The organism is Sphingomonas mollis, from assembly GCF_016427505.1.
GTDB classification, from domain to species: domain Bacteria; phylum Pseudomonadota; class Alphaproteobacteria; order Sphingomonadales; family Sphingomonadaceae; genus Sphingomonas; species Sphingomonas mollis.
The window spans coordinates 314,068-338,595 of record NZ_JAELXS010000001.1; the positions used below are offsets into that span (position 1 = coordinate 314,068).

25 protein-coding genes and 1 pseudogene are annotated in these 24,528 nt (G+C 67.6%); 11 read left to right on the forward strand and 15 right to left on the reverse strand.

Annotated elements, in window-relative coordinates; translation table 11 throughout:
* Window positions 1–51: 51 nt before the first annotated feature.
* Complete coding sequence (locus JAO74_RS01410) at window positions 52–1,581, forward strand: hypothetical protein (protein ID WP_199034296.1); 1,530 nt, start codon at window positions 52–54, stop codon at window positions 1,579–1,581.
* Window positions 1,582–1,584: 3 nt separating this feature from the next.
* Here JAO74_RS01410 and ada read toward each other — a convergent pair whose 3' ends face one another.
* Both ada and JAO74_RS01420 read right to left on the reverse strand, forming a co-directional pair.
* Window positions 1,585–2,643, reverse strand: coding sequence for a bifunctional DNA-binding transcriptional regulator/O6-methylguanine-DNA methyltransferase Ada (gene ada, locus JAO74_RS01415; RefSeq protein ID WP_199034298.1), 1,059 nt, complete (start codon window positions 2,641–2,643; stop codon window positions 1,585–1,587).
* A 49-nt stretch (window positions 2,644–2,692) separates the two neighbouring features.
* Window positions 2,693–3,628: a hypothetical protein gene (locus JAO74_RS01420; RefSeq protein ID WP_233150541.1), complete on the reverse strand. Its 936-nt coding sequence runs from the start codon at window positions 3,626–3,628 to the stop codon at window positions 2,693–2,695.
* Window positions 3,629–3,805: 177 nt separating this feature from the next.
* Between JAO74_RS01420 and JAO74_RS01425 the strand changes: the two genes are divergently transcribed.
* From JAO74_RS01425 to JAO74_RS01445, 5 genes are all read left to right on the forward strand, one after another.
* Window positions 3,806–4,360, forward strand: coding sequence for a F0F1 ATP synthase subunit delta (locus JAO74_RS01425; RefSeq protein WP_199035114.1), 555 nt, complete (start codon window positions 3,806–3,808; stop codon window positions 4,358–4,360).
* Between the two features lie 4 nt (window positions 4,361–4,364).
* Complete coding sequence (gene atpA, locus JAO74_RS01430) at window positions 4,365–5,894, forward strand: F0F1 ATP synthase subunit alpha (RefSeq protein ID WP_056524661.1); 1,530 nt, start codon at window positions 4,365–4,367, stop codon at window positions 5,892–5,894.
* Between the two features lie 121 nt (window positions 5,895–6,015).
* Window positions 6,016–6,903, forward strand: a complete 888-nt coding sequence (locus JAO74_RS01435; protein ID WP_199034300.1) for a F0F1 ATP synthase subunit gamma — start codon at window positions 6,016–6,018, stop codon at window positions 6,901–6,903.
* A gap of 23 nt (window positions 6,904–6,926) precedes the next feature.
* Window positions 6,927–8,402 carry a F0F1 ATP synthase subunit beta gene (gene atpD, locus JAO74_RS01440; protein ID WP_199034302.1) on the forward strand — a complete coding sequence of 492 codons (1,476 nt, stop codon included), beginning with the start codon at window positions 6,927–6,929 and terminating at the stop codon, window positions 8,400–8,402.
* 125 nt (window positions 8,403–8,527) lie between these two features.
* Window positions 8,528–8,779 carry an ATP synthase F1 subunit epsilon gene (locus JAO74_RS01445; RefSeq protein WP_056524670.1) on the forward strand — a complete coding sequence of 84 codons (252 nt, stop codon included), beginning with the start codon at window positions 8,528–8,530 and terminating at the stop codon, window positions 8,777–8,779.
* Between the two features lie 390 nt (window positions 8,780–9,169).
* Here the strand turns inward: JAO74_RS01445 and JAO74_RS01450 are convergent, their stop codons facing one another.
* Entirely contained in the window at window positions 9,170–11,338 is a 2,169-nt protein-coding gene (locus JAO74_RS01450) for a primosomal protein N' (protein ID WP_199034303.1), read from the reverse strand.
* A gap of 230 nt (window positions 11,339–11,568) precedes the next feature.
* Between JAO74_RS01450 and JAO74_RS01455 the strand changes: the two genes are divergently transcribed.
* Entirely contained in the window at window positions 11,569–12,465 is an 897-nt protein-coding gene (locus JAO74_RS01455; RefSeq protein ID WP_199034307.1) for a tyrosine-type recombinase/integrase, read from the forward strand.
* A gap of 6 nt (window positions 12,466–12,471) precedes the next feature.
* Here the strand turns inward: JAO74_RS01455 and JAO74_RS01460 are convergent, their stop codons facing one another.
* The 7 genes and pseudogenes from JAO74_RS01460 to rsmI all read right to left on the reverse strand — a co-directional run bounded on the left by JAO74_RS01460 (window position 12,472) and on the right by rsmI (window position 16,377).
* Window positions 12,472–13,080 (reverse strand): DedA family protein, encoded by a 609-nt coding sequence (locus JAO74_RS01460; RefSeq protein WP_199034309.1) that lies wholly within the window; start codon window positions 13,078–13,080, stop codon window positions 12,472–12,474.
* A 32-nt stretch (window positions 13,081–13,112) separates the two neighbouring features.
* Entirely contained in the window at window positions 13,113–14,099 is a 987-nt protein-coding gene (gene gshB / locus JAO74_RS01465) for a glutathione synthase (protein ID WP_199034311.1), read from the reverse strand.
* A 149-nt stretch (window positions 14,100–14,248) separates the two neighbouring features.
* Window positions 14,249–14,623 carry a YraN family protein gene (locus JAO74_RS01470; protein WP_199035116.1) on the reverse strand — a complete coding sequence of 125 codons (375 nt, stop codon included), beginning with the start codon at window positions 14,621–14,623 and terminating at the stop codon, window positions 14,249–14,251.
* Window positions 14,620–15,009, reverse strand: coding sequence for a hypothetical protein (locus tag JAO74_RS01475; protein ID WP_199034312.1), 390 nt, complete (start codon window positions 15,007–15,009; stop codon window positions 14,620–14,622). The genes JAO74_RS01470 and JAO74_RS01475 overlap by 4 nt, the downstream gene beginning before the upstream one ends.
* 50 nt (window positions 15,010–15,059) lie before the next feature.
* Window positions 15,060–15,236: pseudogene (locus tag JAO74_RS01480) on the reverse strand (YraN family protein); the annotation flags it as partial.
* A gap of 19 nt (window positions 15,237–15,255) precedes the next feature.
* Window positions 15,256–15,444: a hypothetical protein gene (locus tag JAO74_RS01485; RefSeq protein WP_199034313.1), complete on the reverse strand. Its 189-nt coding sequence runs from the start codon at window positions 15,442–15,444 to the stop codon at window positions 15,256–15,258.
* 105 nt (window positions 15,445–15,549) lie between these two features.
* Entirely contained in the window at window positions 15,550–16,377 is an 828-nt protein-coding gene (gene rsmI / locus JAO74_RS01490; RefSeq protein ID WP_199034314.1) for a 16S rRNA (cytidine(1402)-2'-O)-methyltransferase, read from the reverse strand.
* 10 nt (window positions 16,378–16,387) lie between these two features.
* Between rsmI and JAO74_RS01495 the strand changes: the two genes are divergently transcribed.
* Window positions 16,388–17,584, forward strand: coding sequence for a penicillin-binding protein activator (locus JAO74_RS01495; RefSeq protein WP_199034315.1), 1,197 nt, complete (start codon window positions 16,388–16,390; stop codon window positions 17,582–17,584).
* A 167-nt stretch (window positions 17,585–17,751) separates the two neighbouring features.
* Here JAO74_RS01495 and hemW read toward each other — a convergent pair whose 3' ends face one another.
* Window positions 17,752–18,945 (reverse strand): radical SAM family heme chaperone HemW, encoded by a 1,194-nt coding sequence (gene hemW, locus JAO74_RS01500; RefSeq protein WP_416194263.1) that lies wholly within the window; start codon window positions 18,943–18,945, stop codon window positions 17,752–17,754.
* Window positions 18,946–18,968: 23 nt separating this feature from the next.
* On the opposite strand from hemW, the gene JAO74_RS01505 reads away from it, so the two are divergent.
* The gene (locus JAO74_RS01505; protein WP_199034319.1) at window positions 18,969–19,493 is read left to right on the forward strand and encodes a CAP domain-containing protein; all 525 of its coding nucleotides are present in this window, start codon (window positions 18,969–18,971) and stop codon (window positions 19,491–19,493) included.
* A 22-nt stretch (window positions 19,494–19,515) separates the two neighbouring features.
* Here the strand turns inward: JAO74_RS01505 and rdgB are convergent, their stop codons facing one another.
* On the reverse strand, window positions 19,516–20,145 hold the full coding sequence (gene rdgB / locus JAO74_RS01510) for an RdgB/HAM1 family non-canonical purine NTP pyrophosphatase (RefSeq protein ID WP_199034331.1): 630 nt from the start codon (window positions 20,143–20,145) through the stop codon (window positions 19,516–19,518).
* Window positions 20,142–20,858: a ribonuclease PH gene (rph, locus tag JAO74_RS01515; protein WP_199034333.1), complete on the reverse strand. Its 717-nt coding sequence runs from the start codon at window positions 20,856–20,858 to the stop codon at window positions 20,142–20,144. The genes rdgB and rph overlap by 4 nt, the downstream gene beginning before the upstream one ends.
* A gap of 74 nt (window positions 20,859–20,932) precedes the next feature.
* On the opposite strand from rph, the gene hrcA reads away from it, so the two are divergent.
* Complete coding sequence (gene hrcA / locus JAO74_RS01520) at window positions 20,933–21,985, forward strand: heat-inducible transcriptional repressor HrcA (RefSeq protein ID WP_199034335.1); 1,053 nt, start codon at window positions 20,933–20,935, stop codon at window positions 21,983–21,985.
* Window positions 21,986–21,997: 12 nt separating this feature from the next.
* The gene (gene grpE, locus JAO74_RS01525; RefSeq protein ID WP_416194264.1) at window positions 21,998–22,555 is read left to right on the forward strand and encodes a nucleotide exchange factor GrpE; all 558 of its coding nucleotides are present in this window, start codon (window positions 21,998–22,000) and stop codon (window positions 22,553–22,555) included.
* Between the two features lie 20 nt (window positions 22,556–22,575).
* Here the strand turns inward: grpE and JAO74_RS01530 are convergent, their stop codons facing one another.
* Window positions 22,576–23,802 carry a glycosyltransferase gene (locus JAO74_RS01530; RefSeq protein ID WP_332908701.1) on the reverse strand — a complete coding sequence of 409 codons (1,227 nt, stop codon included), beginning with the start codon at window positions 23,800–23,802 and terminating at the stop codon, window positions 22,576–22,578.
* Window positions 23,795–24,523 (reverse strand): hypothetical protein, encoded by a 729-nt coding sequence (locus JAO74_RS01535; protein WP_199034339.1) that lies wholly within the window; start codon window positions 24,521–24,523, stop codon window positions 23,795–23,797. The genes JAO74_RS01530 and JAO74_RS01535 overlap by 8 nt, the downstream gene beginning before the upstream one ends.
* Between the last annotated feature and the right edge of the window lie 5 nt (window positions 24,524–24,528).

Genomic DNA, 24,528 nt, shown 5'->3' on the forward strand with positions numbered 1-24,528 from the left:
TGCGCAACCGTGCGCCGGCGATCTACACGCTCATATACGGGGGAGATGCGGATGGCACGGTGGCGACGACTGGGCTGTGCGATGGCGGCGTTGGCCGTGGCATCGCCGGCATCCGCGGCATGGCGGCTGGCCCGTTCCCCGCATTTCATCGTCTATTCCGACGGCAACGAGGCGGCCCTGCGCGAAAAGGTGACGCGGCTGGAACAGCTCGACGCGCTGATGCAGATGCTCGGGCGGGTCGATGTGCCGGACGAGGATCGCCGCGCCAATCCGCTTACCGTCTTCATCGTCGACGACATGGGGGAGGTGCAGGAACTGTTCGGCGAGGGAGGCCGCAATATCGGCGGCTTCTATATTCCACGGGCGACCGGTTCGATCGCCTTCACGCCGGCGCGCTTCCCCAATGGCACCGAACCGGACAATGTGCTGTTCCACGAATATGCCCATCATTATCTGCTCGGCACCTACGCCGCGCCCTATCCCGGCTGGTTCAGCGAAGGGTTCGCCGAATATATCGGTGTGACGGCGTTCGAGCGGGACAAGGTTCGGTTCGGCATGCCCGCCAACCACCGGGTCATGGCGTTGCGCACCAATCCCGTCCCCGTCGAACGGCTGTTCGCGTTCGGGACGGCGAAATTGTCGGATGGCGACCGGGAGGCGATGTACAGCCGCGGCTGGTTGTTGACGCATTACCTGTTCAGCAATGCCGAACGCGGGAAGCAGTTCGACGCCTATCTCGCCGCGATCGCGGCGGGCAAATCCAGCGTGGCGGCGGCACAGGAGTCGTTCGGCGACGTCGGCGTGCTGAACAAGGAACTGAACACCTATCTGTCGCGCAACCGCTTCACCGTGAAGGAGATTCCGCGTGCGCGACTGGGGTCGCCCGACATCACCATCACCACGCTCAACCGCACACAGGCGGCGATGATCCCGCTCCGGATGCGATCGACGCGCGGGGTCGGCCGTCAGACCGCGCAGCCGATCTATGCCAGGGCGATCGCCATCGCCGCCGAGGCACCGGGCGATGCGCTGGTGCAGGGATGGCTGGCGGAGATGGCCTATGACGCGGGCGAGGATATCGCGGCGGAGGCGGCCGCCGATCGCGCGCTGGCGGCCGATCCCCGGTCGGTGCAGGCGTTGCTGTACAAGGCCCGCGTCCGCCTGCGCCGCGCCGCCGCCACCAGGGCGGACGATGCCGGCTGGAAGGAAGCGCGCAGCTGGATCGTCAAGGCGAACCGGGTCGACAACAACGATGCCGCAGCGCTGTCGCTCTATTACCAGAGCTTCATGATGGAGCGGCGCAGGCCCAATACCGCTGCCATCGACGGCCTGCTTAGGGCCAGCCAACTCGTATCGCAGGACCCGTCGCTGCGCTGGCTGTCCGCCCGCGAACTGCTTCGCCGGGGGGATGTCGCCGGGGCGAAGGCGGCGTTGCGGCCATTGGCGTTCAACCCGCATGCCGCCGCCGACAATCCGGCCGCCAAGCTCGTCGCGCAACTGGATGGCATGGATGAAAAAGCCGCGCGGGCGTTTGCGGAACGGGATGCACAGTCGATGGACGACCAGCAGAAGACGGACTGACCGCTATCGATCTTGGCCCGCCCGATCCGGCGCCTGCGCCTCCCGCTCCAGCAACACCCGCTTGCGGTCGGGGCCATAGGCATAGCCGCCGATCGCGCCATCGCCGCGCAGGATGCGGTGGCAGGGGATGACCACCGCCAGATCGTTCGCCCCGCATGCACTGCCGACCGCGCGCATCGCGGTGGCATGACCGGCGAGCGCCGCCAGTTCGGCATAGCTGCGCGTCTCACCCGGCGGGATCGTGCGCAGCGCCCGCCACACCGATTCCTGAAACGCGGTGCCGCGCACGTCGAGCGGCAGGTCGGCATCGCGCCCCGGCGTCTCGACCATTGCCACCACTTGCTCGGCCCAGGCGTCCAGCGCGGCATCGCCCGGCAGGATCGTGGCATGGGGGAACGACCGCGCCAGCGTCGTCTCGTCCTCGTCGAACGCCACCCGGCACAACCCCTTGTTCGTCGCCGCGATCAGCAGCGGTCCCAGACTGGTGTCGGCCCGCGTCCACCGGATCGTTTCGCCGGGCGCCCCCCGCCGCCGCTGGCCGGGCGTCATCCCCAGTCGCGGTGCGGCCTCGTCATAGAAGCGGCTCGGCGCGGCATATCCCGCGTCGTAGATCGCCGCCGTCACGCTGTCGCTCGTCGCCAGCACAGCGGCGGCGCGGTCGGCGCGGCGCGCACGCATATAGGCGGCGGGGCTGATCCCCGTCGCGCGCACGAACAGCCGCTGGAAATGATGCGGCGCATAGCCGACCCGCGCCGCCAGATCGGCCAGCGTCGGCGTCGCGCCGGTATCCAGCAGCGCGGCGGCCGCCGCCACCGCCGTCCGGTCGCGTGCCACCGCATCGGGCAGGCACCGTCGGCACGCGCGATAGCCCGCCGTCCGCGCCGCATCGGCATCGGGGTAGAAGCGGACATGCTCGCGCTTCGGCCGCCGCGCCGGACAGCTCGGCCGGCAATAGATATGCGTGCTCGTCACCGCGACGACGAAGCGGTCGTCGGCGGCCCGGTCGCGCGCGGCAAAGGCGGCCCAGGCCGTGTCGGTATCGATGATGGCGTTGTCGATCATGCCGCCGATATAGCGCGTCCGCCCCGCCGGCTCATCCCGGCGCTTGCGGTCAAAGCGCGGCCATCCGCTTCACATCCGCCTCGCCATCGGCCAGCGACCGTACGCGGCCCAGCCCCTTGCTGATATCGCCGCCCGCTCGCGGCGAGAAGATCCGGGCGCGGGTGTAGAGGTCGCCCGCCATCGCATACCGCCCCTCCGCCTCGGCACACAGTGCCAGATTGAACAGCGTCGATCCGTTGTCGGGCGCCATCCGGTCGACATCCGCGAAGGTGCGGCAGGCGGCGGACTGGTCGGTCTTGGTCAGATGCACCGCCTGCTTGAACCGGTCGGCAGTATCGTGCGGCAGGCCGTCGCGGTTCTCCTGCACGCGGATCGTATAGCGCTCGCGGTGCGGCGCGAGATCGAGCCGCACCGCCCGCGCGATCGACTCGGTCATCACGTCCACCGCCAGCCCGACGATCGGCTCCACGCCGCCATCCTCGCACCACGATCCGCTGTCGTCGCGCGTCTGCGGCACGGCATAGAGCGTCCGCCCGTCGCTGCGACGGATCAGTTGCAGGTCGGCGCGCAAGCGGATGGTCCGTGTGGTGCAGGCGACGCGGTACGTCACCCGCCGCACGCATTTGCCGTCCTTCTTCTCGGTGCAGCGTTCGCGCGCCTCGGTATAATCATTCTCCTCGACCGCGACGTCGGCCTGTCCGCGCAACAGGCCATCGGGGCGCAGCGACGCCGGCACCAGCCGGGGATGCGGCACGCCGCTAGTTTCCAGTTCCTCCAGTTGCCGCTCGATCGCCATCCCCAGTTGCTCGCCCTCCGGCCCGGACAGGGTATCGACGCCGATCGTCGGCAGGAAACTGGCTTCCCGCGCCGTGGCGGCGAAGATGCCCTCGATACGCAGCGTTTCGGCGTGGGCGGGCAGGGCGGTCGCGATCGACCCGATCGTCATGGCCATTCCCAACACGCCGCGCCCCTCCTTGCCCAACATCGCCCGCTTCCTCCGCCATTCGAGCGACCGATACGGCCCTGATCCTGAATGCGGACTGTCCACCGTCTTGCATCCGCGCCACCCCCATGCTAGCCGCGCCGCAGCCTATCGGCAGCGCTTTTCGGCGCTCCGTTTCCTATGGGCAAAACCGTTCTGATGACGAGGAATTCCGGGTCCGTGGAGACAGCTGGCGGTATTCAGGCAAGCTTGGGCGGTCGCTATGCCGTGGCGCTGTTCGACCTTGCACGCGAATCGAAGAGCATCGAGGTGGTGGAAGCCAGCCTCGCCACGATTCGTGACGCACTGTCGCAGTCGGACGATCTGCGCCGGCTGACGACCAGCCCGCTGATCGCGCGCGGCGCGGCGGTGAAGGCCGTGCTGGCCGTCGCCGACCAGCTCGGCGTCGATCCCACGACCAAGAATTTCCTCGGCGTCCTCGCCGAAAACCGCCGTCTCGGCCAGCTATCGGCGATCGCCCGCGCGTTTCGTACGCTCGCCGCCCGCCACCGTGGCGAGATGTCGGCCGAAGTGACCAGCGCCCACCCGCTCACCGACGATCAGGTCGGCGAGCTGAAGCAGCAGTTGCGCCAGCGCGTCGGCCGCGACGTGTCGGTCGATCTGTCGGTCGATCCCGCATTGCTCGGCGGCCTGGTGGTCCGCCTCGGTTCCCAGATGATCGATTCGTCGATCCGCACCCGTTTGAACGCTCTCGCGCACGCGATGAAAGGCTGAGTTGATGGATATCCGCGCCGCAGAAATCTCGAAGGTCATCAAGGACCAGATCGCCAGTTTCGGTGACCAGGCACAGGTCTCCGAGACCGGTCAGGTGCTGTCGGTCGGCGACGGCATCGCCCGCATCTATGGCCTCGACAACGTCCAGGCCGGCGAGATGGTCGAATTCGCCAACGGCGTGCAGGGCATGGCCCTGAACCTCGAAGCCGATAACGTCGGCGTCGTGATCTTCGGCTCGGACGCCGAGATCAAGGAAGGCGACGTCGTCAAGCGCACCGGCACGATCGTCGACGTCCCCGTCGGCAAGGGTCTGCTCGGCCGCGTGGTCGACGGCCTCGGCAACCCGATCGACGGCAAGGGCCCGATCGTCGCCGAGAAGCGCAGCCGCGTCGAGGTGAAGGCCCCCGGCATCATCCCGCGCCAGTCGGTCAGCGAGCCGATGCAGTCGGGCCTGAAGGCGATCGACGCGCTGGTGCCGGTCGGCCGTGGCCAGCGCGAACTCATCATCGGCGATCGCCAGACCGGCAAGTCCGCCGTCGCGATCGACGCCTTCATCAACCAGAAGGGCGTGAACGCCGGCACCGACGAATCGAAGAAGCTGTATTGCGTGTACGTCGCGGTCGGCCAGAAGCGTTCGACCGTCGCCCAGCTTGTGAAGACGCTCGAAGAGAATGGCGCGATGGAATATTCCATCGTCGTCGCCGCGACCGCGTCGGAGCCTGCGCCGCTCCAGTTCCTGGCGCCCTATACCGGCACCGCGATGGGCGAGTATTTCCGTGACAACGGCATGCACGCACTGATCGTGTTCGACGATCTGTCGAAGCAGGCCGTCGCCTATCGCCAGATGTCGCTGCTGCTGCGTCGCCCGCCGGGCCGCGAAGCCTATCCCGGCGACGTGTTCTATCTCCACTCGCGCCTGCTGGAACGCGCCGCCAAGATGTCGGACGCCAATGGCGGCGGCTCGCTCACCGCGCTGCCGATCATCGAGACGCAGGCGGGCGACGTGTCGGCGTACATCCCGACCAACGTGATTTCGATCACCGACGGCCAGATCTTCCTCGAAACCGACCTGTTCTTCGCCGGCATCCGTCCCGCGATCAACGTCGGTCTGTCGGTCAGCCGCGTCGGCTCGGCCGCGCAGACCAAGGCGATGAAGAAGGTGTCGGGCTCGATCAAGCTGGAACTGGCGCAGTATCGCGAGATGGCGGCGTTCGCGCAGTTCGGCTCGGACCTCGATGCCTCGACGCAGAAGCTGCTGAACCGCGGCGCGCGTCTGACCGAGCTGCTGAAGCAGAAGCAGTTCGCGCCGATGCCGTTCGAGGAGCAGACCGCGTCGATCTTCGCCGGTACGCAAGGGTATATCGACAAGGTGCCGGTGGCGGACGTGACGCGGTACGAAACCGCGATGCTGTCCGACCTGCGCGCCAACCACGCCGGCGTCCTCACCAAGATCCGCGAAACCCGCGATCTGGGTGACGAGGCGAAGGCGGGGCTGAAGGCCGCGCTCGACCAGTTCGCGAAGACCTTCGCGTAAATCGTAACTCCCTCTCTCCTTTAGGGGAGAGGGCAGGGGAGAGGGGCAGTGCGGCGCACTACCCTCATCCCCCTCTCCCCGGCCCTCTCCCCTGAAGGGGAGAGGGGGTAGAAAGTAGAAGATGGCGTCACTCAAGGCCCTCAAGATCCGCATCGGCTCGGTGAAGTCGACGCAGAAGATCACCAAGGCGATGAAGATGGTCGCCGCCGCCAAGCTGCGCCGTGCGCAGGAAGCGGCGCAGAACGGCCGTCCCTATGCCGAACGGCTGGAACAGGTCATGGCCTCGCTCGCCGGTCGCATCAGCGGTGTCGGTGCGTCGCCATTGCTGGCGGGCACCGGCAAGGACCAGGTGCATCTGATCGTCGTCGCCACCTCCGAACGGGGTCTGGCCGGCGCGTTCAACACCAACATCGTCCGCGCCGCCCGCCGCAAGGCGGACGAGCTGACCGCGCAGGGCAAGACGGTGAAGTTCTACCTCGCCGGCAAGAAGGGCCGGGTGCTGAAGCGCTTCTACCCCACCGCGATCCTCGCTGACCATGAGATGGGCGCGATCAAGAAGCTGACGTTCGACGACGCCCGCGTCGTCGCCGACGACGTCATCGCGCGCTATCTGAACGGCGAATTCGACGTCGCGCACCTGTTCTATTCCAGGTTCGTCTCGGCCTTGGTGCAGGAGCCCACGGGCATCCAGATCGTCCCCGTACCGCTCGCCCCCAAAACGGGCGCGAACAAGGTCGAATCGACTAGCGGCGGTGCGGTGACGGAATATGAACCGGACGAGGAAACCATCCTTGCCGATCTGTTGCCGCGCAACGTCGCGATCCAGATCTTCCGCGCGCTCCTCGAAAATGCGGCCTCCGAACAGGGCAGCCGCATGAACGCGATGGAGAACGCGACCAAGAACGCCGGCGACATGATCAAGCGCCTCTCCATCCAGTACAACCGCGCCCGCCAGGCCGCGATCACGACCGAACTGGTCGAGATCATTTCTGGCGCGGAAGCGCTTTAACGTTTCGAAGCAGGAAGAACGCCATGGCAACCGCCGCTGAAGATATTCGCCAGACCACTGGCGCCACCAATAACGTCGGCACGATCGCGCAGGTCATCGGCGCGGTCGTCGACGTGCATTTCCCCGAGCAGCTGCCGGCGATCCTGTCCGCGCTGGAAACCAGCAACAACGGCAACAAGCTGGTGCTGGAAGTCGCGCAGCATCTGGGTGAGAACACCGTCCGCACGATCGCGATGGACGCGACCGAAGGCCTGACCCGCGGCCAGACCGTTACCGACACCGGCGCGCAGATCAGCGTCCCCGTCGGCCCGGCGACGCTCGGCCGTATCATGAACGTCATCGGCGAGCCGATCGACGAGCGTGGCCCCGTCCTCACCGACCTGCGCAGCCCGATCCATGCCGATGCGCCGCTGTTCGTCGACCAGTCGACCGAGAACGCCATCCTGGTGACCGGCATCAAGGTCATCGATCTGCTCGCGCCCTATGCGAAGGGCGGCAAGATCGGCCTGTTCGGCGGCGCCGGCGTCGGCAAAACCGTGCTGATCCAGGAGCTGATCAACAACATCGCCAAGGGTCATGGCGGCACGTCGGTGTTCGCCGGCGTCGGCGAGCGTACCCGCGAGGGTAACGATCTCTATCACGAATTCCTCGACGCGGGCGTCATCGCCAAGGATGCCGACGGCAATCCGACCAGCGAGGGATCGAAGGTCGCACTGGTGTTCGGCCAGATGAACGAGCCGCCGGGCGCCCGCGCCCGCGTCGCCCTGTCGGGCCTGACAATCGCCGAGTATTTCCGCGACGTCGAGGGGCAGGACGTGCTGTTCTTCGTCGACAACATCTTCCGCTTCACCCAGGCGGGCGCCGAAGTGTCGGCGCTGCTCGGCCGCATCCCGTCGGCGGTGGGCTATCAGCCAACGCTGTCGACCGACATGGGTGCGCTGCAGGAGCGGATCACGTCCACCAACAAGGGCTCGATCACCTCGGTGCAGGCCGTCTACGTCCCCGCCGACGATCTTACCGATCCGGCCCCGGCCACGTCGTTCGCGCATCTTGACGCCACGACGGTGCTGAACCGCGCGATTTCGGAGCTGGGCATCTACCCGGCGGTCGATCCGCTCGATTCCACGTCGCGCGTCCTCGAACCCCGCGTCGTCGGTCAGGATCACTATGATACCGCCCGTGCGGTGCAGTCGCTGCTCCAGCGCTACAAGTCGCTGCAGGACATCATCGCCATCCTCGGGATGGACGAGCTGTCCGAAGAGGACAAGCTGACCGTCACGCGCGCCCGCAAGATCCAGAAGTTCCTCAGCCAGCCGTTCCACGTCGCCGAGGTCTTCACCGGCATCAGCGGCAAGTTCGTGCAGATCGAGGACACGATCCGCAGCTTCAAGGGTGTGGTGAACGGCGAATACGACCACCTGCCCGAAGCCGCCTTCTACATGGTCGGCGGCATCGACGAAGCCGTCGCCAAGGCCGAGAAGATGGCACAGGAGGCGTAAAGCCGACTATTTGTCCCCCTCCCGCTCGCGGGAGGGGCTAGGGGAGGGCCTGTCCGCGAGGACTATCCTCCGTGACAGGCCCTCCCCCGACCCCTCCTGCAAGCGAGAGGGGAGAAGGTAACAAGATGCTCCACTTCGAACTCGTCACGCCCGAAAAGCTCCTCCGCTCGGAGGAAGTTCACATGGTCGTCGTCCCCGGCACCGAGGGCGATTTCGGCGTGCTGGAGGGCCACGCCCCCTTCATGTCCACCGTCCGCGACGGCATCATCTCGATCTATCGCAGCCAAGGCGGCACACCCGAAACCGTCGCGATCAAGAGCGGCTTCGCGGAGGTCAACGCGAAGGGCCTGACGATCCTTGCCGAACACGCAGGCTGATCCGGGCTCGCCAGTGGCATAAACGTCGTGCTCCTGCGAAGGCAGGAGTCCAGGATCAAAAGCGACATCGTCAGCGGCTCTGGGTTCCTGCGTTCGCAGGAACACGGACGTAACCAGTGTAGCTGCAAAAGCTGAGCACAAGGACGGATCGATTCTTGCCGCCTCGGTGAGAGGCTCACGCGAAGCCGCGAAGACGCGAAGCAGATAGATTTCACGCGGAGACGCGGAGGGTTGCGCCTCACGCAACCGTCTATTTTCCATCGAACCAATCTGCCCGCCCGAGAGCGCTCGGCCTCACGTTCGCCCGGTGCACAACACCTCCGCGTCTCCGCGCCTCCGCGCGAACCATCTACTTCTTCTCTTCGCGCCTTCGCGTGAACCAGCCCCGCCTCACAAAAAGCTATAAGGGTCCACATCCACCGTAACCCGCGCCTTGGCCGACCAGTCCAGCGCCCCCAGCCAGGCCCGGATCACATCCTGCACATCCAGCGCCCGGCGCGCATGGACCAGCAACCGATACCGGTGCCGCCCGCGCAGCATCGCCAGCGGTGCCGGCGCCGGCCCATACACCGCCATTCCGTCGACCTTCGGCGCCGCCCGCCCGACCAGCAACGCGGTCTCATGCGCGCAGGCCTGATCCTCCGACGACACCACGATCGCCGCATAGCGCCCGAACGGCGGCGCGCCCGCATCCGCCCGTGCCTCCGTCTCCGCCGCATAGAACGCATCGGCATCGCCGGTAATCAGCGCCTGCATCACCTGCGCGCCGGGACTGTGCGTCTGGATATAGACGCGCCCCGGCTTCTCGCCGCGACCGGCGCGACCCGATACCTGCCTTATCTGCTGGAACGTCCGCTCCGCCGCGCGCAGATCGCCGCCCTCCAGCCCCAGATCGGCATCGATCACGCCGACCAGCGTCAGGTTGGGAAAGTGGTATCCCTTCGTCACCAGCTGCGTACCGACGACGATGTCGATATCGCCCATCTCCATCCGGCCGACGAACTCCGCCGCCTTGGCCGGCGACCAGATCGTGTCGCTGGTGACGACCGCCGTCTTCGCGTCGGGAAACAGCACCGCCACCTCGTCCGCGATCCGCTCCACGCCGGGGCCGCACGCGACCAGCGTATCCTCGCCCTTGCACTCGGGGCAGGCGCGCGGAACCGGTTCGACATGCCCGCAATGATGGCACGCCAGCCGCCGCGTCAGCCGGTGTTCCACCATCCACGCGGTGCAATTGGGGCACTGGAACCGATGCCCGCACGTCCGGCACAGCGTCAGCGGTGCATAGCCCCGCCGGTTCAGGAACAGCAGCGACTGTTCGCGCCGTTCCAACGTCTCGCCCATCGCCTTTACCAGCCGGGGGCTCAGCCAGCGGCCGCGTTCGGGCGGCTCCTGGATCAGGTCGATCGCCTCGATCACCGGCATTTCCGCCAACCCGAACCGCCCGGTCAGCTTCAGTTCGGCATAGCGGCCCAGCGCCACCTGTTGCCGCGTCTCGATCGCCGGCGTGGCGGAGGCGAGGATGACGGGGCATTCCTCGAATTTGCCGCGCATCACCGCCACGTCGCGGGCGTGGTAATGCACGCCCTCTTCCTGCTTGAAACTCGTCTCGTGCGCCTCGTCCACCACGATCAGGCCGAGCGCCGCATAGGGCAGGAACAGCGCCGACCGCGCCCCCACCGTCACCAATGCCTCGCCGCTCGCGATCGCTCGCCACGCGCGCCGCCGCTGGGTGGAGCGCAGTCCCGAATGCCACGCTACCGGCTCCACCCCGAACCGGTCGCGGAAGCGTTTCAGGAACGGCTCGGTCAGCGCGATTTCGGGCAGCAGGACCAGCGTCTGGCGACCCTGCCGGATCGCTTCCGCCACCGCCTCGAAATACACCTCGGTCTTGCCCGATCCGGTCACGCCGTCGAGCAGGGTCGGCTCGAACCGGTGCGCCGCCACCCCCGCCGCCAGCACATCCGCCGCCGCGCGCTGGTCGTCGGACAGGTCGGGCGGGCCGAAGGCGGGGTCGGGCACGGGATAGGGGCTGTCGATGTCCACCGTCACCGCCTCCAGCACGCCGGCCTTCACCAGCCCCCGGATCACCGCGTCGGACACATCGGCAATACCCGCCAGCTCGCGGATCAGGCCCTGTCGATCGCCGATCCGCTCCAGCGCCTGTTCGCGCTGCGGCGTCAGCCGCCCCGGCACCTCGCCCGTGGCGCGATACTCCGTCACCGTCCGCGCGCCCTCCAGCGCCGAGGTTGAGGCGAGGCACATGCGCAGCACGGCGGCGGGCGGCGCGAGGTAGTAATCCGCCGTCCACTCCACCAGCCGCCGCAGGGCAGGGCGCAGCGGCGGCACATCGGCCACCGCCAGCAACGGCCGCAGCCGGTTGTCGCCGACCTCCGCGTCCGACGGCATCCGCTCCGCCTCCCACGCCACGCCCAGCAACTGGCGCGGCCCCAGCGGCGCGACGACGATCGACCCCGGCTCCACCGTCATCCCATGCGGCACACGGTAATCGAGCGGCCCGAGGGCGGCATTGAGGAGCAGGACACGGGCGCGCGACATCGGGCCGCTATATGGGGCCTTCGGGAGTCCCCGTGAAGTCGAAGGCGTGAAGTCGAAGGCGTGAAGTCGAGAGCATGGGGCATTCTCCCAACCCTTCGTCATTGCGAGCGCAGCGAAGCAACCCAGTGTTCCGCGCGCTGCACTGGGTTGCTTCGCTACGCTCGCAATGACGATCCAAGGGGTGACGACAGGCATGGCGCCCGGGCACGGCGGATGGCACATACCTGGCCATGCCCGTCGTCGCCCTCCCGCATCCGCTCGCCGCCGACTGGGCCGCGCATCTGTCGCGCGACCGGCGGCGGTCGGTGCATACCGTGCGCGCCTATCACGCCACCGCCGACCGGCTGCTGGCCTTCCTCAGCCAGCATTGGGGCGGCGCGATCGATGCGAAGGCGCTGGCAGCCATCACCGCGGCGGACCTGCGCGCCTTCCTCGCCAGCCGGCGCGGCGACGGCCTCGGCAACGCGTCGGCCGCGCGCGAGCTGTCGGCGGTCCGCGGCTTTCTCGAATGGACCGGCACCGCCAGCCCCCGCCTGCGCGGCCCGAAAGTGGCAAAGGGCATCCCGCGCCCCGTCGCCCCCGCCGACGTCATCGCGCTGGCCGAGGACGTGGCCGAGGACGCACGCGAACCATGGATCGGCGCCCGCGACTGGGCGCTGCTCCTGCTGCTGTACGGCGGCGGCCTGCGCATCGGCGAGGCGCTGGCGCTGACCGGCGCCGCGATGCCGCTGGGCGAGACGCTGACCGTCACCGGCAAGCGCGCCAAGACCCGCATCGTCCCGCTGCTCCCGCAAGTGCGCGTCGCGATCGAGGAGTATGTCCGCCAATGCCCCTGGCCGCTGCTCCGCACCGAGGCACTTTTTCGCGGCGCGCGCGGCGGCCCGCTCGACCCCGCCGTGGTCCGCCTGTCGGTACGCGGCGCCCGCGCCCGGCTGGGCCTTGGCGAGCGGACCACGCCCCATGCCTTGCGCCACAGCTTCGCCACGCATCTGCTCGGGCGCGGTGCCGACCTCCGCTCGCTCCAGCAATTGCTGGGGCATGCCAGCCTAAGTTCGACGCAGGTCTATACCGCCGTCGACGCCGCGCATCTGCTCGACATCTATCGCCACGCCCATCCGCGCGCGTGACAATGGTCAGTCGCGCTGCTCGCGCGGCTGCCACGTCACCACGCGGTAGATATAGAACAGCACGATCGCCACCGTCAGCGCGACCGCCGCCGGCCCGACATATCGGTCCAGTTCCTCGAACCGCTGGTCCAGATACAGCCCCGCGCCCGCCAGGATCGTGTTCCAGATCGCCGACCCGCCTGCCGTCGCGATCAGGAACCGCCAGCGCGGCATCGCCGACATGCCGGCGGGCAGCGACACCATCGTCCGGAACGTCGGCATGAAGCGGAACACGAAGACCACCCAGCCGCCCCGGTCGTGGAAAAAGCGGGTGATGCGCTCGACATCCTCCCACTCCACCGTCAGCCAGCGTCCCCACCGCGCGACGAAGGGCCGCAAGCCCTGATACCCGAACCGTCGCCCGACCCAGTACCAGAAGTAATTGCCCGCAACCGTCCCGACGGTGCCCGCCAGGATCAGCCAGCCGAGCTGCATCCGTCCCCGCGCCACCGCCATTCCGCCCAGCCCCATGATGACCTCTGACGGGATCGGCGGGACGATGTTCTCCAGCGCCATCAACAGGGCGATGCCGAGATACCCGCCCCGCGCGATCCATTCGACGATGAATTGGGTCATGGGAACTGGGTCATGATGAATGCCATCGCCGCTTAACGAGGCAGGGCGGTCTTTCGCTCGCCCACTTTTCGCTCGCCCACTTTTCGCTCGATCGCATCCCAGATCATGCCCGCGACATCCGTGCCGTCGAACCGCTCGATCGCGACGATGCCGGTGGGGGAGGTGACGTTGATCTCCGTCAGCCACTCGCCGCCGATCACGTCGATGCCGACGAACAGCAGCCCGCGCGCCTTCAGCGCCGGCCCGAGCACGGCGCAGATCTCGCGCTCCTTCTCGGTCAATTCCGTCTTCTCCGCCGATCCGCCGACCGCCAGATTGGACCTGATCTCGCCCTCTCCGGGCAGCCGGTTGATCGCGCCCGCCACCTCGCCATCGACCAGCACGATGCGCTTGTCGCCCTTGGCCACGTCGGGCAGGAACGCCTGCACCATATGCGGCTCGCGCCATGTCTGGTTGAACACCTCCATCAGCGCCGACAGGTTCTCGCCCTCCGGCCCGACGCGGAAGATCGCCTTCCCGCCATTGCCGTGCAGCGGCTTGATGACGATCGCGCCATGCTCCTTCAGGAACGCCCGCGTTTCCTCCAGCGAGCGCGTGACGAGCGTCGGCGGCATGAAGCGCGCATAATCCAGCACGAACACCTTTTCGGGCGCGTTGCGGACGCTGGCGGGGTCGTTAACCACCAAAGTGCGGTCGGTGATCCGCTCCAGCAGATGCGTCGCGGTGATATAGCCCAGGTCGAACGGCGGGTCCTGCCGCATCAGCACCACATCCGCCTCGTCCCCCAGATCGAGGCTGACGGGATCGCCGACGCGAAAGTGATCGCCCTGCACCCGCTGCACCGTCACCGGATGCGCCCGCGTCCATAGCCGCCCCTCCGACCAGTTCAGGTCGCCCGCATCGTAATGCAACAGCCGATGCCCCCGCGTCTGCGCTGACAGCATCAGCGCGAAGCTCGAATCCCCGGCAATGTTGATATCGGCAAGCGGGTCCATCTGGACGGCGACGGTCAGGGACATGCAACGATCCTTTCGTGGCTCCTCCAAATCCGTCACCCCGGCGGAAGCCGGGGTCTCCCCGTTACGAAGAGACCCCGGCTTCCGCCGGGGTGACGGCAAGGGCAGCGCGGCACTTAGGCATCGGACATCCGAATGTCACCCGATCGCGGTCACGGCATCCACGCATTCTCGATATGCCGCGGCCGCATCCCAGGTGCCATCAACAGCACGTCGACGCGAATATCGTCACCCGGCCCGGCATAGCGCGGCATCAGCACCTCCGCCGCCGCCGCGACCCGCGCCAGCCGCCGCTGGTCGATCGCCCAGTCCAGTTCGGCAGCGGACCCCCGCGTCTTCACCTCGACGAATGCTATCAAATTTCCTTTCCGAGCGACGAGGTCCACCTCGCCCGCTGGCGTGCGGACACGTCTGTCAAGGATGCGCCACCCCTTGAGCCGCAGCCACCACGCCGCCAAGCGCTCGCCTCGTCGGCCTGACTCTTCAGAAGCACGACGGTTTTCCTTCGAGCGTGCTTTCAGCTTCATGCCCATGGGATCGAAGGTTCGCTTGTAACAATGTTCATGCTCTCGGAAGTGGCATGATCGACGGCTATGATGTGACGGAACTCAAAGGGCAGCTCTGTTCCGCTCCAAAGGCTATCGTTCTTGGCGATAGCGGAGGGTTGATTGTCTAGCACGCCAACATAACCAAAGGGATGTCGCTCACGAACAACCACCCACATTCGTTCGACGGCATCGTCTCCGTCCGCGTCATCGACAGCAATGCGGAATATAAGTTTCGCCAAGTCTCCCGGCTTAAGCGTTTGTCGCAACTCACGGCTCGGGATTTCGAAGGTGGCCGGGGCAGCTGACGCACGCTGTTCCCCATCTTCCAAACACCAACCGTCTGTTGACCAATCTGGCATCCGCATGCCTACTTCTTCCTCCACTGGAGCCACGGTGTAAATGCCGTCTCCAAGAACGCGACCAGATCTACCTCGCCCGCCGGCGTGCGCACGCGTCGGTCGAGGATGCGCCATCCCTTCAGCCGCAGCCACCACCCGGCCAGCCGCTCGCCGCGCCGGCCGGCGGCCTCGGCGACGCGTCGATCGGGTTTGGCACGGCGAGGGCCGGCGGGCGGTGGCGTGTTCGACGTCATCGGATCGATCGGTCGCCCGTCACTGCTGCATCTCGCGTTGCGCCTGTTCGGGCTGCTGCATCTTCGCCGGATCGGCCGTCCGGTGGATATACCACGCCATCAACGCCGACGCGCCGAACAGCACGGCGACCATTGCCATCACCAGTACCTTTGCCGGTTTGAAGCCCTTCTTCTCGTTCATATCGGTCTTATTCTCGTGATCGGTCATTGGCGTATCTCCCGGAAAACACCGACCCAACGCGCGGTGATCGTCGATGGGGACGAACGGATCGCTTCCCGGTCACTTCCCGCTCATTTCCCCATCATTTCCCCATCATTTCATCGTCAGCGCCCGCGCATACAGCGTCCGCCGGTCCAGCCCGAGTTGCTTGGCCACTTCGCTCGCGGCCCGTCCGGCGGGCAGGCGGGTCAGCGCCTCGGCCAGCGCGGCATCGCCATCCGCCGCGCTCGCCGGCGCGGCCTCGCCCGGCGGGGCGACGACGACCACGATCTCGCCGCGCGGGGGGGCATCGGCATAGCGGGCGGCGAGCATCGACAGCGATCCCGTCACCGCCTCCTCGAACTTCTTGCTGATCTCGCGCGTCACCGCCGCCTCGCGGTCGCCCAGACCGGCGGCCAGCGCGTTCAGGCAGGCGGCCAGACGTGGCCCCGATTCGTACATCACCAATGTCGCGCGGATGCCGGCGATCTCGGCGATCGCTTCCCCGCGCGCCTTTTCCTTCGACGGCAGGAAACCGACGAACAGGAACCGGTCGGTCGGCAGGCCCGCCAGCGTCAGCGCCGCGACCGCCGCGCACGGGCCGGGGATCGTTACCACCAGATGCCCCGCCGCCCGCGCATCGCGGACCAGCTTGTATCCGGGGTCGGAGATCAGCGGCGTGCCGGCATCCGATACCAGCGCCACGGCCTCCGTCGCCATCCGCGCGATCAGGCCGGGGCGGACCCCTTCGGCATTATGGTCGTGATACGGCACCATCGGCCGCTTCGCGCCGATATGGCGAAGCAGGCCGGCCGTGACGCGGCTGTCCTCCACCGCGATTACGTCGGCGCGCGTCAATATGTCCGCCGCGCGGGGCGATAGGTCACCAAGATTGCCGATAGGGGTGGCAACGATGTAGAGGCCGGGATCAAGAGGGAGCATGGATACCGTCATGGCAGACGCCGGAGCACTACCGCAACGTTTGGGTGTTGGACGCTGGATCGCCTTGACGGCCGCGTGCCTGCTCAGTGCATGTCAGACCGTCCTGCCGCGCGGCGTCGAACGCCCGCCCGAACGCGTGGTGACGCGCCCGACCGGGCCGGTCGCGCCGCCATCGGTCGAACTCGGCATCCCCAAGGACACCGCGCGCAACCGGGTCGCGCTGCTCGTGCCGCTGTCGGGCAGCAACGCCGGCGTCGGCCAGTCGATCGCCAACGCGACGATGCTGGCGCTGCTCGATACCCAGAACCAGTCGGTGCGGATCACCAATTACGACACCGCCGGCGGTGCCGCCGCCGCCGCGAATCGGGCGATCGCCGAGGGCGCGCAGCTGATCCTGGGGCCGTTGCTCGCCGACGACGTGCGCGCGGTCGCCCCGATCGCGCGGGCGGCGGGCGTGCCGGTGCTCAGTTTCTCCAACGACACCGGCGTCGCCGGCAACGGTGCGTATCTGATGGGCTATGTCCCGTCGCAGTCGATCGAGCGCGTCGTCGATTACGCCCGGTCGCGCGGCGTCACGACCTTCGCCGGACTGGTCCCCAACGGCCTGTACGGCGAGCGCGCGTCGACCGCGTTCCTGCGCGCCGTGGAAGGGGCGGGGGGGCAGGTCGTCTCGCTCCAGCCCTATGGCCGCACCGCCGGCGCGATCGGCGCGGCGGCGCAACGGCTGGCGGCGAAGTCGCCCTATGACGCGGTGCTCGTCGCCGATGCGGCGGCGACCGCGGCGGCGGCGGCGCCCGCGATCAAGCGCGGCGCCGGCGCATCGACGCGGCTGCTCGGCACCGAATTGTGGAACTCCGACACCGGCATCGCCCGGCCGGCGCTGAGCGGCGCGTGGTTCGCCAGCGTATCGAACACGCTCTATCGCCAGTACGTCACCAAATACCGCGCCCGCTTCGGCACCGCGCCCTATCGCCTGTCGAGCCTCGGCTATGACGCGGTCCTGCTGACCGTCCGCATCTCCCGCGACTGGAAGGTGGGTCAGCGTTTCCCCGAAGGTCGGTTGCGCGACGCCGACGGTTTCTCCGGCATCGACGGCGCCTTCCGCTTCAACCGCGACGGCGTCGCCGAACGCGCGCTGGAGGTGCAGGAAGTGACCGGCGGCGCCGCGACAACCGTGTCGCCGGCCCCGGCGGGTTTCGGTAAATAGGCGGGCCGGCCGGATGCGGCCATGTCCTACAGGGCCGCATCCGGTTATGGTTTCCCCACCACCGGTCTTTCTCATCGTCCGCCACCCGCATCCCGCCGCCCTCATGCGCACACACGCGATCCCGCGCGCGTAAGTAGGGTGTGACTTTCGGGACTTTCCGAAGGGGATCAGGCCGCGATCACCGGCGCATCCAGCACGACTTCGGGCAGGATCGCATCCAGCAACAGCGCCCCGGCTTCCGTCACCCGCAGCCAGTCGCCGGTCCGCTCGATCAGGCCCAGCGCGGACAGGCGGACGACCGCCGACCGGTCCACCGGCGCGACACCCCCGGCCAGCGCCGCGATCCGTGTCAGGTCGATCCCCTCGGCCAGCCGCAGGCCCATCAACAGCGCCTCGGTGGCGCGATCGTGCGGGGGTAGCACATCCTCGCTCTGCGCACCGTGGCCGTTGCGCTCCACCGCGCCCAGCCAGTTCTCGGGTTTGCGATGCCGCACCGTCGCCAGCCCGCCGCGCCGGCCATGCGCACCGGGACCGATACCGGCATAATCGCCATATCGCCAATAGGTCAGGTTGTGGCGGCTCTCCGCCCCCGGCCGCGCATGGTTCGACGTCTCATAGGCCGGCAGCCCGGCCGCGGCGGTCATCGCCCGCGTCGCTTCGAACAAATCGGCCGCCGCATCGCCATCGGGCAGCACCAGCCGCCCCGCCAGCGCCTCGGTGGCGAAGCGTGTGCCGGGTTCCACCGTCAACTGGTACAGCGACAGATGCTCGGTTCCGAACGACAGCGCACGCGTCAGCTCGTCGGACCACGCCGCCATCGTCTGCCCCGGCCGCGCATAGATCAGGTCGAAACTGACCCGCGCGAACACCGACTGCGCCACGGCGAGCGCGCCCAGTCCCTCGGCCACGTCATGCGCCCGACCCAGAAAATGCAGCGCCTCATCGTCCAGCGATTGCAGCCCGAGCGACACCCGGTTCACCCCCGCCGCCGCCAGATCGGCGAAACGGGCGGCCTCGACCGAGGAGGGGTTCGCCTCCAGCGTGATCTCGACGCCGTCGGTGAAGCCCCATGCCGCCGCCGCCGCATCCAGCACCGCGGCGACGGTGGCCGGCGGCATCAGCGACGGCGTACCCCCGCCGAAGAACACCGATCCCACTCGCCGGCCGGGCAGCAGCGACGCCTCGTACGCCAGATCGGCGAGCAAGGCGCTTCGCCACGCCTGTTGATCGACTTCGGCCCGGACATGGCTGTTGAAATCGCAATAGGGGCATTTCGACACGCAGAACGGCCAGTGGACATATAGCGCCAGATCGGTCGCGGTGTCGGACGGGTTAACGATAGGCATTCTGTCCGGTTTCATCTTTGCCCGATAGATGATCGGGCATGGAGTTGGCAAAACTTCCCTTGTTGATCGTCAGCCTGATGGCAGCGGCCGAGATGCCCGCGATCGGATCGACGCAATTTTCAGGCGACACGTTGCGCGACACGATGCTGGGCGCTCATAGCGCCGCCCGCCGCGCGGTGGGGGTAGGGCCACTTGCATGGAATCCCGATCTGGCCGTCCGGGCGCAGGCGTATGCCGACGAACTCGCCCGCACCGGTCGCTTCCGTCATTCGGGCGATTTGATGCAGGAGGCGCAGGGCGAGAATCTCTGGATGGGCACGCGCGGCGCCTATCGCTTCGACGAGATGGCCGGCGCCTGGGTCGAGGAGTCGCGCAACTTCGTCAACGCACCTGCACCCGCGTTCAGCCGCACCGGCCAGTGGCAGGACGTCGGCCATTACGCCCAGATCGTGTGGCGCGGCACGCGGGAGGTGGGGTGCGGCATGGCCAGCGACGATGAGGAGGATTACCTCGTCTGTCGCTATAGCCCGGCCGGCAACGTGATCGGCCGCGCCGCCTTCTGACGGCCCGTCCGGCGACGGTGGGTCAGAAGACCGCCGCCACCATCTGCCGGAACGCCACGCCCCGGTGGCTGATCTCGTTCTTCAGGTCCTCGTCCATCTCGGCGAAGGTCGTGTCGTAACCGTCGGGCTGGAACATCGGGTCGTAGCCATGGCCCTTGTCGCCACGCGGCGGAGTGACCAGCGAGCCGTCGACGCGTCCCTCGAACCATTCAACATGCCCGTCCGGCCACGCCAGCGCGAGCGCGCAGACGAAATGCGCGGTGCGCGCCGGTGCGGGGCCGGATGCGGCGACGTTGCGCTCGATCAGGTCCATCGCCATGCCGAAATCCTTCGATTCGCCGGCCCAGCGCGCCGAAAAGATGCCGGGATCGCCGCCCAGCGCATCGACGCACAGCCCGCTGTCATCGGCCAGCGCCGGCAGGCCCGACAGGTCGGATGCCACCCGCGCCTTCAGTTCGGCATTCATGACGAAGGTCGTGCCCGTCTCTTCCGGTTCGGGCAGGTCCAGTTCGGCCGCCGACACGACGTCGAGGCCGCGGCCGGCGAGCAGCGCGGCGATCTCGCGCACCTTGCCGGCATTGTGACTGGCGATCACCAGCCGACCCGGTGTCAGCTTGCGGATCGCCTGTGGTTCCTTGCCCTCGCCGCTCATTTCTTCACCGCCTCCGCCTGCGCCCGGAAGATATCCGCACAACCCATCCGCGCAAGTCGCAGCAGGCGGAGCAGCGATTCCTCGTCATAGGTCGCGTGTTCGGCGGTCGCCTGCGCCTCGGCGATATGGCCGTTTTCCAGCAGCACGAAATTGCCGTCGGCATCGGCGTTCGAATCCTCGTCGTAATCGAGGTCGAGGACGGCCGTACCCTGATAGATGCCGCAACTGACCGCCGCGACCTTCTGGCGAATCGGATCGACCGTCAGCTTGCCCGACGCCAGCAGTCCGTCGACCGCAAGGCGCAGCGCGACCCAGGCGCCGGAGATCGACGCGGTGCGGGTGCCGCCATCGGCCTGGATCACGTCGCAATCCAGCACGATCTGGCGTTCGCCCAGCGCCTTCATATCGACCACCGCACGCAGCGAACGACCGATCAGCCGCTGGATTTCCTGCGTCCGGCCGGACTGCTTGCCCTTCGCCGCCTCACGGTTGCTGCGGGTGTGGGTGGCGCGGGGCAGCATGCCATATTCGGCGGTGACCCAGCCTTCGCCCTTGCCGCGCAGGAACGGCGGCACGCGTTCTTCGATCGAGGCGGTGACGAGCACTTTCGTGTCGCCGAAGCCGATCAGCACCGAACCCTCGGCATGGCGGGTGAAGCGCGGCTCGATCGTGATCGTGCGCATCTGGTCTGGCGTGCGGCCGCTGGGGCGCATGGGAATTCCTTACTCGTGAACCGGTGCGGCTGCGTAGCCTTCCGTTCCGGGCCACGCCAGCCTAGATCATGGGGATGGGCCCTCCCGTCACCGAACTGACCGACCGGGCGCGCGATATCTTTCGAGCGGTCGTGGACGGTTATCTGACGTCGGGCGTGCCGGTGGGGTCGAAGACCATCGCGCTCGCCACCGGCCTGAACCTGTCGCCCGCGTCGATCCGGCACGTGATGGGCCAGCTCGAATCGCTCGGCCTGCTCGCCAGCCCGCATACCTCCGCCGGCCGGGTGCCGACCGAGCGCGGGCTGCGCCTGTTCGTCGATGGCATGATGCAGGCCACCGAACCATCGGCGGATGAGCGTGCGCAGATCGAGGCGGAACTCGGTCGCAACGCCGGCCGCGGCGGCCCGGTGGAGGCTGCGCTGGCGGCCACCACCGCCGCGCTGTCGGGCCTGTCGGCCTGTGCGGGGCTGGTGCTGGTGCCCAAGCGCGAGCTGACGCTGCGCTCGATCGGCTTCGTGCCGCTGTCGCCGGTGCAGGCGCTGGCGGTGCTGGTCGCCGAGGACGGCACGGTCGAGAACCGGGTGCTCGACCTGCCGCCCGGCCTGACGGGATCGGCACTGGTCGAGGCGGGGAATTACATGTCGGCGACGCTCGGTGGCCTGACGCTGGGCGAGGCGCGGGCGCGGATCGAACGGGAACTCGCGGATGGCCGCGCGGCGCTGGACGGTGCGGCGCGGACGCTGGTGGAGCGTGGGCTGGCGGTGTGGAGCGAGGATGGCGACCGCCGGCCGGTGCTGATCGTGCGCGGGCAGGGGCGGTTGATCGATGCGGCGGCGGCCGCCGATCTCGACCGGGTGCGCGATCTGCTCGACGATCTCGATGGCAAGCAGGAGATTGCGAGCCTGCTCGATTCCGCCAGCGCGGGCGATGCGACGCGCATTTTCATCGGCGCGGAGAACAAACTGTTCGCGCTCAGTGGATCGTCGGTCATCGCTCGACCGTTCCGGGGACCGGGCGGACAAGTGGTCGGTGTGGTCGGTGTGATCGGGCCGACGCGGTTGAACTACGCGCGGGTCGTGCCCATGGTGGATTTCACGGCGGCAACGCTCGCCCGTCTGATGGGCTGAAACACAGGGAATATGATGATCGACGAGAATGAATCCGGCGCCGACACCTTGCGGCAGGAAACGGCCGAGGCAGCGCCCGAAGTAGCCGAGCATGACGGCGCCGCGGCCCGTATCGCCGAACTGGAGAACCAGCTAGCCGAGGCGAAACAGGCCACGCTTTATGCGCAGGCGGATATCCAGAACGTTCGCCGTCGTGCCGAAAAGGACGCGGTCGATGCGCGCGCCTATGCCGCGACCAGCTTTGCCCGCGATATCCTGTCGGTGGCGGACAATCTGTCGCGTGGTCTGGCGGCGATTCCGGCGGATGCACGCGAGGACGAGCGGTTCAAGGGTCTCGTCACCGGGCTGGATGCGACCGGCCGCGAACTCGACAGCGTGCTGTCGCGCCACGGCATCACGCGGATCGACGCGATGGGCCTGCCGCTCGACCCGAACAAGCATCAGGCGATGATGGAACTGGCCAGCGATGAAGCGCCGGGGACGATCGTGCAGGAGATGCAGGCGGGTTACATGATCAAGGACCGCCTGCTGCGGCCGTCGCTGGTCGGCGTGGCGAAGAAGCCGGACTGACAGCGCCGATCAAGGCCGCGTTACGACGCGGCCTTGATCAGGTCGGAACGGTGGCGGAAAACATGGACGTCGGTGAACGGATAGCCATCCGCCGCTGCCGCTCGTGTCAGGGTTGCGAGCCGCTCGCGATCCTTGGCCAGTGTTTCCAGCGCGCGGGCGAGTGCCACGGGGTTGCCCTCGGTCAGCACGCCGCCGCGATGTTCCTTTATCAGATCGTCGGGATAGCTGCTGTCGTAGCCGACGATCGGTGTGCCGGAGATCAGCGCCTCGACCAGGCAACGCGGTGATTCCGGCGTCTTGTGACAGAACAGGAAGATGTCGGCCGCGCGCATATGCCGCATCAGCGCATCGCGATCCCGCAGCGGGCCGGGGAAGGCGATGCTGCCCTCCAACCCCGCCGCCGACACCGCGCGGCGTGCTTCGTCGAACTGCGGACCATCGCCGTACCAGGTGGCCTGATAATCGACACCGGCATGCGCCAGCAGGTTCAGCGTTTCGACCCATTCCAGCACGCCCTTGTCGGGATGTGCGCGCCCGGCATAGATGATCGACAAGGGACCCGACCGCCGTGTCTTGGCGTCCAGTTCGGCCGGGCTGATCCGCGAGTCTTCCGACAGATGGATATCGTGGACCAGATGCGGATCGGGGCTGTAGGCCGCATAGGCGGCAAAGCAGTCCGCGCCGTGGAACAGCCCGAGCGCGCTGCGCCGGATTACCAGCCGCTCGTAATGCCGCATCGCCCATGCCGTGGCCGACCAATAGACCTTGCGAAGACCCGTGGCTTGCGACGCGGTGAAGCCCAGCACTTCTGATTCGACCCGGTCGGTCCAGATCGCCGCTTTCCGGCCCTTCTTGGCGGCGCGCAGGGCAGCCACCGCCGCCCAGTCGCCGAACAGGCCGCCGATCGCGAAGCACAGGTGCGTGCTTTCGTCGATCAACGCGTCCAGTTGCTTCGTCGTCGTCCCCAGCACCTTCATGAACGGCACCGGCTGGCGATGGTCGGGCAACCGGACGAGGCGACAGCGGCCACCGAAATCGTCTTTCAGGAGTGGCGATACGTCCGCCGACGCATCGGCCGCCGGCAGTTCCGGCATGCAGAGGATGAGACGGTCGAAATTGTCGAGCCAGCGGCGGATACCGTTATGCGCCTGACGATCGATCACGCAGGCGTCGCCGTCGCAGAAGATAGGTAGCGGCAGCACCAGCATCAACGTGGTGAGGCCGACGGCAGGCATCGTGTCAGCCACGCGACGGACGGTCTTCGATCGAGGCGATCCGGTCGATCGTCACGATCTTGTGGACGCCCGTCTTGACGCCGTACGGCGCCATATAGGCCTCCGCTTCGGCCCCGGCGGCGGCGACATCGTACGTCGCGGCGATGGGACTGGTGTGACGCAGCGCGACGCCGTCTACCACGCCGACCTTCCACCCGTTACGCTCGGCGATCACCGGCCAGACCAGATCGAGACCCCAGCCATAACGCAGGCTGGGCAGCGGAAACACGGAGGCATAGGTATCGCGGTGGAACGCGGTGATCGGTCCGACTTCGACGAAATTGGTCTGACGGACCAGCATGCCGCGCTGGCGATGCGTGACGTCGTGGCTCCAATAGGAGAACGAGCGATGGGCGGGCGAGCTGATCTTCAGATCGGCATATTCGGACAGCGCCACGAACGGATCGGTGAAATCGGCGGGCAACTCGACATCGTCGTCCACCATCCAGATCCAGTCGAACTGGCTGATATCATGGCGCTCGACCAGCAGATTGATGTTGTCGAGCTTGCCGATCCCATCGACGCCCTTGCTGTCGACCACGACCTCATGACGACCGCTGTTCTGCATCGTCTGATAGATGCGATCGAGCGATCCGGGCCGGCGGGGTGATTGCACGCCCAGCGCCAGGATACGGCGACGGGGCATGTCGGCATAGAAGGACGAAGCGCGAAGCTGCGCCAGCTTCGGCTTCACCGCCC

What these genes read in the sequence shown, in the direction of transcription:
- JAO74_RS01410 (WP_199034296.1), top strand. Translation starts at nt 52, where the DNA reads ATGGCACGGTGGCGACGACTGGGCTGTGCGATGGCGGCGTTGGCCGTG.
- ada (WP_199034298.1), bottom strand. Translation starts at nt 2,643, where the DNA reads ATGATCGACAACGCCATCATCGATACCGACACGGCCTGGGCCGCCTTT.
- JAO74_RS01420 (WP_233150541.1), bottom strand. Translation starts at nt 3,628, where the DNA reads ATGTTGGGCAAGGAGGGGCGCGGCGTGTTGGGAATGGCCATGACGATC.
- atpA (WP_056524661.1), top strand. Translation starts at nt 4,365, where the DNA reads ATGGATATCCGCGCCGCAGAAATCTCGAAGGTCATCAAGGACCAGATC.
- JAO74_RS01435 (WP_199034300.1), top strand. Translation starts at nt 6,016, where the DNA reads ATGGCGTCACTCAAGGCCCTCAAGATCCGCATCGGCTCGGTGAAGTCG.
- atpD (WP_199034302.1), top strand. Translation starts at nt 6,927, where the DNA reads ATGGCAACCGCCGCTGAAGATATTCGCCAGACCACTGGCGCCACCAAT.
- JAO74_RS01445 (WP_056524670.1), top strand. Translation starts at nt 8,528, where the DNA reads ATGCTCCACTTCGAACTCGTCACGCCCGAAAAGCTCCTCCGCTCGGAG.
- JAO74_RS01450 (WP_199034303.1), bottom strand. Translation starts at nt 11,338, where the DNA reads ATGTCGCGCGCCCGTGTCCTGCTCCTCAATGCCGCCCTCGGGCCGCTC.
- JAO74_RS01455 (WP_199034307.1), top strand. Translation starts at nt 11,569, where the DNA reads ATGCCCGTCGTCGCCCTCCCGCATCCGCTCGCCGCCGACTGGGCCGCG.
- JAO74_RS01460 (WP_199034309.1), bottom strand. Translation starts at nt 13,080, where the DNA reads ATGACCCAATTCATCGTCGAATGGATCGCGCGGGGCGGGTATCTCGGC.
- gshB (WP_199034311.1), bottom strand. Translation starts at nt 14,099, where the DNA reads ATGTCCCTGACCGTCGCCGTCCAGATGGACCCGCTTGCCGATATCAAC.
- JAO74_RS01470 (WP_199035116.1), bottom strand. Translation starts at nt 14,623, where the DNA reads ATGAAGCTGAAAGCACGCTCGAAGGAAAACCGTCGTGCTTCTGAAGAG.
- JAO74_RS01475 (WP_199034312.1), bottom strand. Translation starts at nt 15,009, where the DNA reads ATGCGGATGCCAGATTGGTCAACAGACGGTTGGTGTTTGGAAGATGGG.
- JAO74_RS01485 (WP_199034313.1), bottom strand. Translation starts at nt 15,444, where the DNA reads ATGACCGATCACGAGAATAAGACCGATATGAACGAGAAGAAGGGCTTC.
- rsmI (WP_199034314.1), bottom strand. Translation starts at nt 16,377, where the DNA reads ATGCTCCCTCTTGATCCCGGCCTCTACATCGTTGCCACCCCTATCGGC.
- JAO74_RS01495 (WP_199034315.1), top strand. Translation starts at nt 16,388, where the DNA reads ATGGCAGACGCCGGAGCACTACCGCAACGTTTGGGTGTTGGACGCTGG.
- hemW (WP_416194263.1), bottom strand. Translation starts at nt 18,945, where the DNA reads ATGAAACCGGACAGAATGCCTATCGTTAACCCGTCCGACACCGCGACC.
- JAO74_RS01505 (WP_199034319.1), top strand. Translation starts at nt 18,969, where the DNA reads ATGGAGTTGGCAAAACTTCCCTTGTTGATCGTCAGCCTGATGGCAGCG.
- rdgB (WP_199034331.1), bottom strand. Translation starts at nt 20,145, where the DNA reads ATGAGCGGCGAGGGCAAGGAACCACAGGCGATCCGCAAGCTGACACCG.
- rph (WP_199034333.1), bottom strand. Translation starts at nt 20,858, where the DNA reads ATGCGCCCCAGCGGCCGCACGCCAGACCAGATGCGCACGATCACGATC.
- hrcA (WP_199034335.1), top strand. Translation starts at nt 20,933, where the DNA reads ATGGGCCCTCCCGTCACCGAACTGACCGACCGGGCGCGCGATATCTTT.
- grpE (WP_416194264.1), top strand. Translation starts at nt 21,998, where the DNA reads ATGATGATCGACGAGAATGAATCCGGCGCCGACACCTTGCGGCAGGAA.